Annotated in this window: 11 protein-coding genes and 4 pseudogenes; 10 read left to right on the top strand and 5 right to left on the bottom strand. The window is 32.9% G+C overall.

The window, feature by feature from the left end; translation table 11 throughout:
• Positions 1 to 23 precede the first annotated feature (23 nt).
• A pseudogene (locus Wcon_RS04725) lies at positions 24 to 633 on the bottom strand (transposase).
• A gap of 124 nt (positions 634 to 757) precedes the next feature.
• Between Wcon_RS04725 and Wcon_RS11960 the strand changes: the two are divergent.
• A pseudogene (locus Wcon_RS11960) lies at positions 758 to 1,212 on the top strand (IS630 transposase-related protein); the annotation flags it as partial.
• A gap of 117 nt (positions 1,213 to 1,329) precedes the next feature.
• Here Wcon_RS11960 and Wcon_RS04715 read toward each other — a convergent pair.
• Positions 1,330 to 2,571 carry a hypothetical protein gene (locus Wcon_RS04715; protein WP_114517397.1) on the bottom strand — a complete coding sequence of 414 codons (1,242 nt, stop codon included), beginning with the start codon at positions 2,569 to 2,571 and terminating at the stop codon, positions 1,330 to 1,332.
• A 101-nt stretch (positions 2,572 to 2,672) separates the two neighbouring features.
• A pseudogene (locus Wcon_RS13345) lies at positions 2,673 to 2,950 on the bottom strand (IS3 family transposase); the annotation flags it as partial.
• Positions 2,951 to 3,030: 80 nt separating this feature from the next.
• Between Wcon_RS13345 and Wcon_RS04710 the strand changes: the two are divergent.
• Positions 3,031 to 4,048: pseudogene (locus Wcon_RS04710) on the top strand (integrase core domain-containing protein).
• A gap of 120 nt (positions 4,049 to 4,168) precedes the next feature.
• Here the strand turns inward: Wcon_RS04710 and fabD are convergent.
• Positions 4,169 to 5,134 carry an ACP S-malonyltransferase gene (gene fabD / locus Wcon_RS04705; protein WP_114517399.1) on the bottom strand — a complete coding sequence of 322 codons (966 nt, stop codon included), beginning with the start codon at positions 5,132 to 5,134 and terminating at the stop codon, positions 4,169 to 4,171.
• A 125-nt stretch (positions 5,135 to 5,259) separates the two neighbouring features.
• Here fabD and rpmE point away from each other — a divergent pair, with 125 nt between their 5' ends.
• From rpmE to Wcon_RS04680, 5 genes are all read left to right on the top strand, one after another.
• The gene (rpmE, locus tag Wcon_RS04700; protein WP_047759189.1) at positions 5,260 to 5,472 is read left to right on the top strand and encodes a 50S ribosomal protein L31; all 213 of its coding nucleotides are present in this window, start codon (positions 5,260 to 5,262) and stop codon (positions 5,470 to 5,472) included.
• Between the two features lie 21 nt (positions 5,473 to 5,493).
• Entirely contained in the window at positions 5,494 to 6,279 is a 786-nt protein-coding gene (locus tag Wcon_RS04695) for an NAD kinase (RefSeq protein WP_114517396.1), read from the top strand.
• A gap of 90 nt (positions 6,280 to 6,369) precedes the next feature.
• Complete coding sequence (locus tag Wcon_RS04690) at positions 6,370 to 7,701, top strand: hypothetical protein (RefSeq protein WP_114517395.1); 1,332 nt, start codon at positions 6,370 to 6,372, stop codon at positions 7,699 to 7,701.
• Between the two features lie 81 nt (positions 7,702 to 7,782).
• Positions 7,783 to 8,799, top strand: coding sequence for an extracellular solute-binding protein (locus Wcon_RS04685; protein ID WP_114517394.1), 1,017 nt, complete (start codon positions 7,783 to 7,785; stop codon positions 8,797 to 8,799).
• A gap of 82 nt (positions 8,800 to 8,881) precedes the next feature.
• Positions 8,882 to 9,760: an aspartate carbamoyltransferase catalytic subunit gene (locus Wcon_RS04680; RefSeq protein WP_114517393.1), complete on the top strand. Its 879-nt coding sequence runs from the start codon at positions 8,882 to 8,884 to the stop codon at positions 9,758 to 9,760.
• A gap of 350 nt (positions 9,761 to 10,110) precedes the next feature.
• Here the strand turns inward: Wcon_RS04680 and Wcon_RS04675 are convergent, their stop codons facing one another.
• Entirely contained in the window at positions 10,111 to 10,395 is a 285-nt protein-coding gene (locus tag Wcon_RS04675) for a hypothetical protein (RefSeq protein ID WP_114517392.1), read from the bottom strand.
• Between the two features lie 232 nt (positions 10,396 to 10,627).
• Between Wcon_RS04675 and Wcon_RS04670 the strand changes: the two genes are divergently transcribed.
• From Wcon_RS04670 to gmk, 3 genes are read left to right on the top strand one after another with little or no spacing between them, the layout of a single operon-like run.
• Complete coding sequence (locus Wcon_RS04670; RefSeq protein ID WP_114517398.1) at positions 10,628 to 11,647, top strand: ankyrin repeat domain-containing protein; 1,020 nt, start codon at positions 10,628 to 10,630, stop codon at positions 11,645 to 11,647.
• Positions 11,631 to 13,406 (top strand): pentapeptide repeat-containing protein, encoded by a 1,776-nt coding sequence (locus Wcon_RS04665; protein WP_114517391.1) that lies wholly within the window; start codon positions 11,631 to 11,633, stop codon positions 13,404 to 13,406. Before Wcon_RS04670 ends, Wcon_RS04665 begins: the two co-directional genes overlap by 17 nt.
• 42 nt (positions 13,407 to 13,448) lie before the next feature.
• Positions 13,449 to 14,057, top strand: a complete 609-nt coding sequence (gene gmk / locus Wcon_RS04660) for a guanylate kinase (protein ID WP_114517390.1) — start codon at positions 13,449 to 13,451, stop codon at positions 14,055 to 14,057.
• Positions 14,058 to 14,430: the final 373 nt, after the last annotated feature.

Here is a 14,430-nt window from a genome sequence, read left to right as displayed (position 1 = left end):
AGGTTGTCCTGAAACTAGAAAACTTAGGCATATTTCCTCGTTAACATAACCCTATTCATAGCAAGACATATGAAATTTTCAGTAGATGTTGTAAGCAAATCATATTCCTTTGATAGCCTTCTATTCCTCAAGCAAAAGTCCTTTCTACAACCCACCTTCTTGGCTGTACTTTAAATCCCTGTTCTCTCGCTGGCAGCAGCTCAAGCGTTATGTACCCAAAATCTACATGGAGGTCTTTTAACAATTTCAATATCTATGTCATATTCTTCCTTTATATGCCTTTTTCTACCTTTTACTTTTTTATTTCCATCATAACCTTTGACCCCCCTTTTTCTGTAGTTTTCACAGATTGACTGTCAAGCGCTTGGCTCCTCATTTCTTCCTATTTTTCTCCTGCTATATTTGGCAATTCATTTTCTCAAAAATTTCCTGCTTTTTCCATTGCCTAAACTGCTCATACACAGTCTTCCATAGCATTCCCGCCATTGGCATCCTGTACGCAATACATAGAAAATCGCCTCTAATATTTCTCTTTTACTATACTTTGGCGGTTTTCCTCCTTTCTTGTATCATACTCTGAAATATTTTTCTATTCGGCCTTTTACTTAGATCTGTTGGATACTTTTTTCTCATTTCTTACCTCACTTTTACATTTCTTATACTATACCTTATCCTACTTTCAAGATAATCTCTTATAGCATCTTCCATAATAGTCCGAATATAATAAAATAAAGATTTATAGTAAGAGGAAGTAAGAGTGCCAGCAACATATAGTTACGATTTAAGGAAAAAAGCAATGCAAGCTCTAGATGAGGGAGGAAGTAGTAGCGAAAAGGTTTAAAATAGGAAAAACAACATTATATGAGTTGGCAGATAAGACGCAAAAAAACTGGGGAATGGAGCACAAAATTATTGACTGAAATGCGTTTGCTGAATTTGCTAAAAAGCACGGTGGAAAAACTCTATCAGAAATAGCTAAATTTTTGGGCAATATAAGTTGTCAAACGATTAGCAGAGCTTTAAAAAAGGTCAATTTTACGAGAAAAAAAGACCTATGGGTACAAAGAAAGAAGCGAAGAAAATCGTGCTAAATTCACAAAAATTATAGAAACAAAAGAACCTGAAAACTTAGTGTATATCGGGAGAGTAGACCGGCGGAACTTCCCCACCAGTCTCTCGCAAAACTGTAAAACCTCTCGGTTTATACAGCTTCCATTATTTAGCCTTTTGATCCTAACCCAAGTGTCCAATGATAAAAAATAACTTGGAGACCTCTTTCTCACTTTTCCTAGAAATTGTCTTGCTATTCTTTTGTGACCCCTGAGTCTCTTAAGTAGAAACCTTTTTTTGAGGCTCAATTTTAACGTTAATGTGTGAAGCTCTGAGTTCTGTTAGGGGATTTTCCAGCTGAACGTCTAACTTATTCTGTATATTCGATAAGCAAATCAAAGCTGAGTCACAATTTTCATCAAACTGCTTCGCTTCATGCATACCATCGATTATTTCCTCTAATTCTTCCACATCATCCATTTCTTGCGGCGCACTTTTTAATATCGCTTTTATTTGGCTTAAGTTTTGACAAATTTTCTCCTGATATCCAGCAATTTTTCCTTGATATATATCAATCATTTTTTGACATGCGTTGCCTCTAAATGGATGTTCTTTTTTCTCTTTTATGTAAGAACTTTGAAAGTCTTTACAGTTAAGGATTGCTTCTCTATGTTTTTTTATGTCATTAATTGCGCTGACTATCGACTTATCTATTTTCTTCAAATTTTCTTCCCGTTCTTCTCTTTTAATTATACTTTTGGATTCATTTTTCATTTGGTTATACAGGTTTCTGCATTCTTTGTAAGATACCATTGGTTGTAATATTCCTTCTTCTACACCTTTATTGTAAAAATTCTTCAACTCATCACTTGATAGTATTGTTATAGCATCTTCCCTTTTGCCTTGTGATTTAGGATACTTTTTATTCAATGAACTAACATGATTTAACAAGAAATCTTTAACTAGCTCTTCCTTTTTAACTTCAGCTAATTTTTCTAGTGTTTCTATATATTTTAGAACTTCCGCAAAGAGCTGTCCACCAGATGGAGCAAATCCTTGAAGTGGTTTACTCTGAGCTTTATAAAAATCGGTTTGTAAAAAATCTTCAGCTTGTTTTTTCATTACTGAAAGTTCATTAAAGGCTTTTTCTGGATTGATTTTCCTCAAAATACTAATAGCTTCTCTAATCGCTTTTTCTCTCTTTTTATCACCTTGTTTTTCATTTAATATTAGACGTTCAGCTTTAGTAAAAACATCACCGCGATCACTCTTTGCAATGTTACAAAGGATATTTTTTACAACTTTTTCGGTTGCTGCATAATCTATTTCTTTTGCAAAGCAGTCAACAAATGATTGCCAAACTTTTTTATTAACAAGCTTACCTGTCTTATTTTCAAAATCTTCTGTATCTTTGAATCCTAAAATAGTATAGAGATTTTTTTCAACTATTGGTTCGGCATGTTGTTTTGCCACTTTACCTTTTATATTAAATGGAAATTTACTAATCTTAGTTGTACCCACAATATTACCTCAATATTAACGCTACTATAAAAGTATAAAGACTTAATATTTAATTTTAATTAATGCCAGCATTATTAGCGCAGTTAGCTGCAGAGATATAGCTAAAGTAATTTAGGCTTATCGACAACCGTCATCGTAGAATGTCTACGCTGTTTATTATAAAAAATTTCTATATATTCAAATATTGCGGTGTTGTGCAGAGTGTTGTGCAGTATCAATGAGTATGAGTGAACTAAAAAAGCTCTCTGAAACAGCATTATCATAACAATAACCTTTGTCTAGAAATAATATTTTTTGTACTCAGTAAAAATTGATAATTTTTAGAGGTGTATTGTGATCCTTGATCGCTATAAGCAGATTTGCGCCTATCAATAGCCATAATTGTAATAGTTTAGACTTGATCTGACAGATTAATAAAGTAAGATAAAAATATAAATAAATTTTAAAGGAGTGTCAGATATGAGAAGAAAAAATACTAAAACCAAAGTTGGAGAACTTGCAAAACAATTAGGGAATGTATCACAGGCATGTAAAGTATTCGAGAGATACATTTTATCGTTTTAAAGAACTGTACGAAACAGGAGGAGAAAAAGCATTAAACAAAAGCAAACCATTACTTGCCAATAGAGTACCAAAGGATACAGAAGAAGCAGTAGTTAAAATAGCAGTAGAGTTTCCAGCATATGGACAGGAAAGAGCAGCTAATGAGTTAAAGAAAAAAGGAATTCTAATATCTGCTAGCGGGAATATGGCAAAGAAACGACCTTGAAAATTTTAAAAAGAGATTGAAAGCGCTAGAAGCGAAGGTAGTCCAAGACGGTATAATTTTGACAGAGGAGCAAGTTGCTGCTTTAGAAAAAACTAAGGAACAAAAAGAGGCCAATGGCGAAATTGAGACACTGGATACTTAGGTAGTCAAGATACCTATTATGTAGAAAGGTATTGGACGAATTTATCAACAAACTTTTATCGACACCTACTCTAGAGTGGCCTTTGCTAAGCTTTATACGGAGAAAACTGCTATCACAGCTGCAGATCTTCTCAACGATAGAGTTATACCATTTTTTGATGAACAGATTGCTACGCATTTTAACTGATCGGGGTACAGAGTATTGTGGCAAACCAGGGAATCATGCGTACCAGTTATATTTGGGAGTAGAAAATATTGATCATTCTAGAACCAAAGCTTATTCCCCACAGACTAATGGTATATGTGAAAGGTTTCATAGAACTATGCAAGATGAATGTTACAATATTATCTTTAGGAAAAAGATTTATAGTACTTTGGAGGAGCTTCAGTTAGATGTCGATCATTGGTTGCATTCTTACAATAGAGCTAGACCTCATTCAGGTAAGTATTGCTATGGCTATGCAGACCTTTTTTGATAGTATGCATATTGCTTACCAAAAAAATATTGATAACATTAAAACAGATTCTGATATCGGTTTTGACTTCGTCGATTCTTCTGTCAGATAATTTATGCCTGTCAGATCAAGTCTAAACTATTACACACACGCTGGAATGACACCCAAACTTACATTCTTGTTAGCGCAATGTCCATACAATATTGCTTGGGTAATACAAAATAGATACAATTTAACTCAAACTCACTTTTAAATTTTTCGCTGCCAATATTAATGATTCATTAAAGAAGCTATCAATATCGCTAACACTACCTATGCTTTTTGTACTGATAATTCTTTTAACTAGATTAGATAAAACTTTGTTAGGCCCAATTTCAACAAATTTATTAGTGCCACGGCTTGTCATATATAAAACCATCTCTCTCCACCTGACTCTGCTTACGACTTGCTTAGCGAGTAAAGCTCTTATGATTTCTGGATCACTTTCCTTTTTAGCTGTAACATTTGATACAAAAGGAATCGAAGGGCTAGTTATGTTGACGCTCTCTAAAAATTCTAGAAGTTTTTCATCAGCGGGTTTCATAAGAGATGAGTGAAAAGGTCCACTAACTTGTAATTTAATCATTTTCTTCGCACTCGAGCTTTTAAACAAATCTGGTAACATCTCAAGAGCTTCTGTAGTACCACTTACCACTACCTGCCCACCACCATTATCGTTTGCAATTTCACAATCAAGTTGAACTGATTTCAATATATCTTCTACTTCGCTTATTTCTGCTCCAAGTAGTGCAACCATTCCACCTTTACATTTCAGTGAAGCTTCATGCATTGCTTCGCTACGAACTTTTAACAATTTAACTGCAGACTCAAGCGTCAACGCCCCTGCAGCACATAGCGCTGTATACTCGCCAACTGAATGCCCACAAACATATTTAACATTGCAATCAGAAAAAAAGGGCCTACCAAGCACATGCTCCATAACACGTAATGTCGCAATTGACACTGCCATGATAGCTGGCTGAGCATTTTCTGTTATGGTTAATTCTTCAATAGGACCATTGAAGATCAAATGAGACAGCTTTCTACCTAATATGTTATCTACTTCATCAAATACTTGTCTTGCAACTGAAAACTCATCATATAAGCTCTTTCCCATTCCTACAAATTGAGAGCCCTGACCAGGAAAAGCAAAAATCATAATAAATTCTTCATTCTTCACTAATAATACTACTTTATTTATTTTTTGTCAATATTTCACAATAATGATTGACTAAATCAATCCTATTCACTAGAATGTGATTTGATAAAAAGTTGTAAGCAGCAATGGCAGAAATCAGTTATCACAAAGTTATTATAGTCATGACAGACGGTCAAGAGTTTGAAACTTATTCCACTTATGGAAAGGAAGGTCAAAGAATAAAACTTGATAGAGATCCTCTTACTCACCCTGCATGGACTGGAAGCTTGACAAGCGGATCAGGAGACAAGGATAGTAAAATAGCTAAGTTTAATGATAAATATGGGAGTCTTTTCTAGTTTTCTCCTTCTTTATCAAACATGTATAAATATAAAAATATAGGCTATATTGCTTCTACATCACCAAAGTCCCAGGAAGTATCTCAGTTATTACAGAAGTTCAATTTTATCAATATAACAGAAAAAAGTAAGTTCGAAATTGATCTACTTATAGTCATTGGGGGCGATGGTTTTATGCTACGCACTCTGCACAACTACGTCATAGGAAATAAAGATGTACATGTGTATGGAATAAATACCGGCAACGTCGGGTTTTTAATGAATAAATGCTTTAAAGATCTAATTGATCATATAGAACATGCAGTCCCTACTCAGCTAACTTTACTAAAAATGGAAGCCACAGACATAAGTGGCAAAAAACACCGTTACATAGCAGTAAATGAAGTGTATGTCTTCAGAAAAGCAAATCAAATAGTGGAGACGAATATTACCATTAATGATAAGCTAAAAGTAGAAAAATTCAGAGGAGATGGAATAATATTGTCTACTCCCACAGGCAGCACTGCATATAACTTCTCTGCCGGCGGGCCAATTCTGCCACTTAATTCAAATTTATTTGCACTGACTTCCATCAATAGTTACTACCCAAGGCATTGGAATGGAGCGCTCATATCAAATGACACGATAGTACAAATTGACATTAATGACATAAAAAATCGTCCAGCACTTGTAGTATCAGATTATAAAGAATTCCATGATATATCGCAGGTAAAAATACAAAAAGATCACGAAAATACAATCACTCTGCTTTTTGATAAGGATTGCTCATTAGACGAGAGGATCTTTGATCAGCAGTTCTTATACTAAATTCTTCATATTTATCCTTAAATTAGTATTTACTGTATTTTAATAACTATCGCGTAATTAAAGAGCATCGTAATTAATTTTGGAGCGAATATGCATGGATTAGTAAATGAAAATAATGCCACACCGATTTCTCATATAACGGAGGGTGAAAATAGTGCAGCAACTCCACCAACACCAGCACCTAGAAACACAGTGTTACAAACAACCGATGAAAATGAAATTTCACAATCTACAAGTTCGGTTAGCGAATCAAGTTCTGATAAAGAAGGGGAAGAGGCATCGAATGTGGCCATTTCAGAACATAGTAGATCAGGTTCACAAGGGACAGTATTTGATGAACCCTGGGATAGAGAAAAAAGTGAAAAAGATCTTCTTGAAAAGCTCAGTCAGCATAGCGATACATCTTTAACTTCTCCATCGCCATATGAAACAGATGGCTCTGAAAAATCTTTGCTTGGAGATAATAAAAAGACAAACAGAATACGTTCAACTTCTCTACCACCACATAAGACAGATGGCTTTGAAAAGTCTTTGTCTACAAATAGCGAATTTAAACTGCAAAAAAACAGATTCTGGCCAAAAGCGCAGTATGCCATGCAGCAGAAAGGCGTTATAATTTTTGGTATAACTGCTATTGCATTTGGCACATCTGCAGCTTTAGTGTGTTTACAAGATAAAGCAAAATTTATCGCGTTCTTTGCAAACAGTCCGCTCTATACTATTATACCAGTTATTGCAATTGCTTCATTGCTCGTAATTAGTTCAATGTTTCTTGGAATAAAACAGTTTGTAAATACCAAAGAATATCAAAATCAAGGAAAAAATGCAGATGAAGTTTTAGGTAACGTATTGAAGTGTCAACCAGAAAATAAAGCTATAAAGTCTGTAAGGCTGGAATATAGCAATGGCACTCATTCAAATTTTGTACTTAATGCTTGGGAATCTAAAAAAGGCTTCGTCAATATTGATGAAAAAGTAATTAGTAAAACTAATAAAATAAAGTCCATAATTAATAATAGACCTATATTTACTACATTATTAACTGGCGTAGTTGCTCTAAATATATCGTTCCCTTTATTGCTGTATGTGCAAGATGGTGTTAATAATACACAAAGATTTTACCGGAACCCTTTAACCAATAACATAGGATTATCAGTTCTTATAGGCTCAGGTATAGCTGCATTATTAGTTGTGTATCTTGGCGTGCATTACTATAGAAAAACAAACTGTACTAATCTTATATATTCTGAAGAAATGATTGATCCTAAAAATATTAATGGGAAATTCATTGAGGAAATAAAACGAGAAAGAACAAACGTTCTTGAGGAAAATCATAGCAAAGATGCTAAACGCAGCAGTTTAATGCTTGAGCAAGTTATAGTTCAATCTCATAATTATCCAGATGTTATTTACGGTTGGTAGATGAATTTCAATGCCCCTTATTGGCACTTGCCAGAACCTTGCTATTTGAGTATCTTAAAATGAAGGGATTTGTTTTATGATATGAAAAAAGCTTTAATATTCGCATCTCTAGTAGCGGTTGTATTGATAGTCGTTAATTTTTTATATAAAAATAGCGGAATTGATGATTCGCAAGTAGTAAATGTTTATTCATCACGTAAAGAAGAATTGGTACATAGTTTATTTGATGAATTTACAAAAAATACGGGTATCAAGGTACGTTATATCATCGACGACTATTCTCAGTTACTTTCACGTATGGAAAATGGTGGTGAAGCTGATTTATTTTTAACCGCAGATGTGGTGAATTTGATTTTAGCAAAAAAAAGAGGGCTTTTGTCTCAAGTGGATTCAGAGGTTCTAAAAAATGCCATATCTGCAAAATTTAGAGATAGTGAAGATTATTGGTTTGGCCTTACAAAAAGAGCCAGAATATTGGTTTACAATAAAGAATCAGTAGATCCTAAAGAATTAAGTACCTACGAAGATTTAGCAAATGAAAAATGGAAAGGGAAAATATTAGTGCGTTCTTCCACAAGTCCATATAACCGATCATTGATTGCTTTTATGATTACAAAAAATGGATTTGAAAATACCAAGGAATGGGTTAGTGGAATTGTGAACAACATGGCAAGAAAGCCAAGTGGTGGTGACACAGACCAAATCTATGCTGTAGCCGCTGGTGAAGGGGATGTTGCAATAGTAAACAGCTACTACTTTGCAAGAATTCTTTCGTCAAAAAATAAGAAAAGTGTTACAGATAAACTAGGAGCTTTCTTTCCTAATGATGGTGTAATGGTGAATCTTAGTGGCGCAGCAGTAACAAAAAACGCAAAAAACAGAGAAAATGCTATAGCTTTATTGGAATTTTTTGTAAGTAAACAGGCTCAAGAATTATATGCTGAAAAAAATCAAGAATATCCCATTGTTGAAGGTATTGAAACTTCTGATGTATTAAAATCTTGGGGAAGTTATCCACAAAGTGATCTACCTATAAGTGAGCTTGAGAAGCACCTCTTTGAGGCTATTATGATAGCAGACGAGTGTAAGTGGAAATAATAGTCTTTCTTCTATTCTATTTTATAACTGTAGAGTTGAAAAATAATAATTAAGAAAGTAGAATAAGCTCAAAAAGGGAGCTATGAACAAAAAAAGGAATCTGTTAAATATCTCAGATCTCACAGTCAGTGATGTAGAAAATATAACTAAGTTAGCCAACCAATATCTTGAAACAGAAACTAGCCATATTCTAAAAAACAAGATAGTAATAAACTTATTTTTTGAAGATTCAACACGCACACTTGCATCTTTTGAAATAGCGGCAAAAAGCCTTGGAGCAAATGTTGTAACTTTGCCAATAAAATCTTCTTCCGTTAACAAAGGAGAAGATCTAAAAGATATGATAAAAACATTAAATGCAATGAATCCTGACTATATGATAATCAGGCATAAAAGTAGTGGTATCATTAATACACTGGTAAAGCATGTTAACTACTCGCTAATTAACGCGGGTGATGGAAGCAATGAACATCCAACTCAAGCTCTTGCAGATTATCTCGTAATTATCAGTCATAAAAAGCAAATAAAGGATCTCAAAGTTGTAATATGTGGAGATATTTTGCACAGTAGAGTTGCAAGGTCAAATATAAGATTGCTAAAAATGTTTGGAGCAAAAATAAGCTTGGTTGCACCACCAACTTTGATTTGTAAGCATTTTCCTGAAGTAGATTCAACTCATTACTCATTAACTGAAGGTATAAAGGATGCTGATGTAATTATGCTTTTGAGATTGCAAAAAGAGCGCATGAATAATAGTTCTTCGGAAAAAGAATATTTTTATTTGTATGGACTTGATGCACAAAAACTATCGCACGCAAAACCCGATGCAATTGTTATGCACCCAGGGCCAATCAATAGAGGAATTGAAATTAGCAATGATATAGCAGATTGTGTTATTTTACAGCAAGTAAAGTTTGGATTAGCAACGCGTAAAGCAGTACTGCACTATTTAATAAATTAAATTAATGTTTAAGGAATTTTAGACATAATGATCCTCCTATAAAAAAATTTAGAGAAAATACAACACACCTTATGACAGAAATTAAGCACACTTATATGCACTGAAGTAGACTGTGCTATATTTTTTATTGAGAAATTAATTGAAAAGTCTGCAGACTTGAATAAGGTGAATTTCGAGCTCTAAAATACCCTCATTTTCATTGAGAATAATCAAGTTACAAAATATGTCAAGTAATTTTTTGCATTTATTTGCAAAAAAAATACTATAAACACAAAGCCAGCGTGTGACATACAGTTATTGTCTGCCATACGCTGTAAGTTAATTTCTACTAATAGATAGCAATAGATAATCTAGAAAACCCCACAATCAGCTTTACAGTGATCATCAGCTGAGAATTGCATATACTCTGCGTAGCAGGAATGATTTTCTTCTAAACAGTACTCAGGGTTATAATAAACATCTACTAGACTACCTACTGGGCAAGTACTAGGTAATTCACCTTCGTTTTCGTCTTCTTCCATCTTAGTAAAAAAACTAAATCTTTCATCACCGTCACATGCTTTGGCATTATAAACTACGAACTGCTTATTTCCACTTTCCTCACATGAAATCAGTTTAGCACACTTTGTAAGCATAAATTACTCCTAAAATACAAATTATGCTGTTTTATACATGAGAATTATGAAAAAAGTTATACCTATAGTGCATACCAAAGGAAGCATTCTTATTTGAGCTGTATTTATGTACTAAAAATTTTCCTATTCTTCGCAGATATCCTTTTTGTATAGTATAACTAAGGCACTTTTTACTGTAGATTAATCATTTGATTATAGTATCATTTTAATTAAGCCTATATTTGCAATGTTTATGAAATATAAAGTATTCTTCATACTATTAATCGTTATATCTAACCTGCTTGCTGCAGAGCAGCCTGAAGAAAATAAAAATGAAAGCAGCATAAATCAAGAAGACGAATCGAAAAGCAATACTGATGCTGAAAGCGATGATAAAGAGGATAAAATTCCTTCGCTTATGAGTGAGAGTGAATCACTAAAGGAAAGCACAGACCAAGACTCAATAAATGTAGTCGAAGTACCTTCAAGTAATGAAAATATACAAACAAACCTACAGCCTGAAGAGAAGATTAATATAAAAGATACCGAATTTTCAACAAGTCCTTTATTAGAAGAAAAAGAAGAAGAACCTGAAGAGAAGAAAATCAGTCACAATAATCAAACAAACCTACAGCCTGAAGAGGAGGTTAGCATAAAAGACACCGAACTTTCAACAAGCCAATTAACAGAGAAAAAGAAAGAAGAACAGCCTAACAACATAACACCTGTGAACAAAGAAAATGAAGAAAGCGAAAAATGGACAAAGCTAAACAAAGAAATGAAAAAAGAATGGAGCCATAGAAGCAAGTCGATATATAAGCGACAATATGATAGCCTCAATGAGCATCTTCCTACAACTATATTTACTGATGATTACAGTAAGCAATTTTTTTACTGCATCAAGAAGGGTAACTTAATTTGTTTAAGAGGAGTAATAAATAAGCTAGAAAAAATTGGATTAACAATTCAAGAGATATTAAGTTTTAGAAATAAATTGGGTGATACTCCTCTAATTTATGCAGTGAAGCAAGGTCAAATAGACACAGTTCGTTTTCTCTTATTACAAGGTGCTGACCCTAGAGCAGTTGGTAATAATTTTAAATCCCCTATTGACATAGCAATCGAGAAAAAGCAGATCGATATAATAAATGCAATTGCCGAAATGATGCCATATCTTTTGGAGGATAAAGAAATAAACAATGAAGAAAACTCAGATATGTATAACTTTGCTATAAAAACAAAAGAAACTACCTGCGATGCAAAAAATAATTAGACTTTTGATATTAATTTTAGTTGGTCATTTATGCTATGGAGATGATGAAAAAAATCCAATTAATGATTTTTTAAGCGCTCTGCACGATATAAAATACGTATCTTACAATACAAAAGATTTTGCTAAGTTTTTAGTACAGTGCAACAAAGCAGGGGTTCCACAAGATTTTAGGAAAGGTTTTGGCCCTAATTTAAATGGGGCTAATTTTAGTCAATTATATTTAAATAAATCTATTTTTGACGGAGTGAGTTTGATTGGTGCCGATTTTTCTAACACCGATTTATCAGATGTGTCTTTTATCGACGTTGATTTACGTGATGCTAATTTTTCCAATGCTAATTTACATGGCGTTAAAATAAAAGGCACAAATTTGAGTTTTTCAAAATTTGCTTCTGCAAATTTAACAGATATCATATTTGATCAGTCTAATATCAGTTATGCTGATTTTATCAATTCTAACCTCAACAAAGTAAGTATGCGTAATATAATTGGTTTGCATACCAAATTTTTGAATGTAAAAATGAATTTCTCCGATTTATCAAACTCAAATGCTAGCTACATAAATTTTAGTGATAGTGAAATAAACGATACTGTTATGCAGAGGAATAATTTCGACAATGCAAGTTTCTTTGGAGTGGATGTATACAAGCTAAAAATACAATTTTCTTCACTAAAAAATGCTAATATATACGGTGCTGAAATAAAAAAATCGGATTTTACAGGTAGCAATCTTTCGAACGCCTATTTTAATTCTTCCATTATAGTGGATAGTAATTTCGAAAAAGCCAATTTAAGCAATTCACAAATTTCCTATGTGAAAGGGGATAATTCAAACTTCGTTAAATCTATACTAAATGGTTCCAAGATAAAACATGCATATGTTTCTGAAGCAGATCTTCAGGATGCTGATTTATCTAATATTGATTTTAGTTTTAGTGAATTGTATAAAGTTAATGCCTATGATGCTAACATTTGTCACGGAAAGTTTCATAATACTAAAGTTGTGAATTCTGACATGAATGGTTCGTTCTTTGACCATTCATTGTTTACCTCTGCAAAAATAGAAGATTCAGATCTTTCTACAACCTCAATGTATAAGACGAAAATTCAAGACTCTCAAATTTACAATAGTACGCTTTCCCACCATAATATTGATTTCAGTGAGATAGAAAATTCAATATTCTTCAAATTATTAGCTGATAACTCAAAGTGGTCTAATTTAAAAGTAACTAATTCAAACTTCATTGAAAGTGATTTTAGATCTTCTGTGTTTTATGATAATGCCTTTAGGAAAACTAGTTTCTTTCTTGGCAATTTGAGTAATTCAACAATGAGTGATATGTCTTTTCACTCTTCAAGCATATATAAAAGTTCAATTGCTGATATTCATTTAACAGATTGCAAATTTGATAATTCAATTTTGATCGACAATCAGGGACAGGCAAAAATTACAGGTCTAGAGGATGCCATAACTTCAATTGGAGATTTGCAAGAGAAAATATCACAGGGTGAAAAATTTGATGTAAATTATTCTTACTTTGAGTTCAAGGATATGAATTTAGAAAATGCTAATTTTTCTAATTCAATATTAAGTAGAGCAAAGTTTATAAACGTTAATTTGAATAAGGCAAATCTTGAAAAAACTGATTTACGTTATACTGTCTTTGATAATTCCTCTCTTATTGGTACCAATTTATCAAATTCTAATTTAGAGGGCTCTAGTATTTTAAACTTTGACTCAAAAAATACAAAGTCTTAAAAAACTCTATAATGTATTTGTAAAATTACGTAAAAAAGAAAAATGACCGTAAAAAATGAGGGCATACTATTGATTCTATCCTCTCCTTCTGGAGCTGGAAAAACTACTATATCAGAAAAATTACTTGAGCAATCAACTAATTTAGTTATGTCTGTTTCTATGACTACACGCAAGCCTCGTTCCGGTGAAGTAAATGGAAAAGACTATTTTTTCGTTACTGAAGAAAAGTTTCATGAACTATGCAAAGCTGGTCAAATGCTTGAATATGCCAAAGTTTTTGAGAATTTCTACGGTATACCAAAAGATTTTATAGAACAAAATCTGAGTAGTGGAATAAACGTTTTACTGAATATAGATTGGCAAGGAGCATTCTATTTGTTTAAAACCTTAAGAGAAAAAGTTGTAAGTGTTTTTATACTTCCCCCTTCAATGGAAGAGCTTAGGCTGCGCCTACAAAGGCGTAATAGTGATGATGCAAGTGAAATAGAGCGCAGATTAGCCGAAGCTCAAAAAGAGATAAGCAAACGTGGTAAATATGATTATGTAATAATCAACGATGATATTAATAAAAGTGTAGAAGAGATAAGCTCCATACTAAATAAAGAAAGACTTAAAAAACTAAAAGAAAAACCAAGTTTGAAAGATCTATAAAAACATTGGTTTATCTCTTTCAGCAGCACTCATGCTTCACAGTTTAGCCACATTTATTATTTTTTAAGATAAAATAGTTAAAATAGTAGACAAGTGCTAAAGTGAGGTTCAACTATGACAACAGATTTTCTAATAGAAACTAGTTTTCTGCCTTTTCACCTATATTTCGATCACATCTAGCTCAAATTAGAAGTCAAACTTCTTGGTTGTTAGTTTGTGCTGACAACTTAAATAGCTTTTAATATTGAGGTTTTAGTATGGGTATAGATATAACTGCACTAACTACTAATGCAGATAAATTAGGTGAATGCATAGATAAAAATAAAAAGACGAGAGCAGGATAGAAAGGATGAGCAATTGTATGACGCTATAG

It is taken from the genome of Wolbachia endosymbiont of Cylisticus convexus (genome assembly GCF_003344345.1).
The sequence above is the reverse complement of the archived record's forward strand: the minus strand, read 5'-3'. Positions and strand labels throughout refer to the sequence as shown.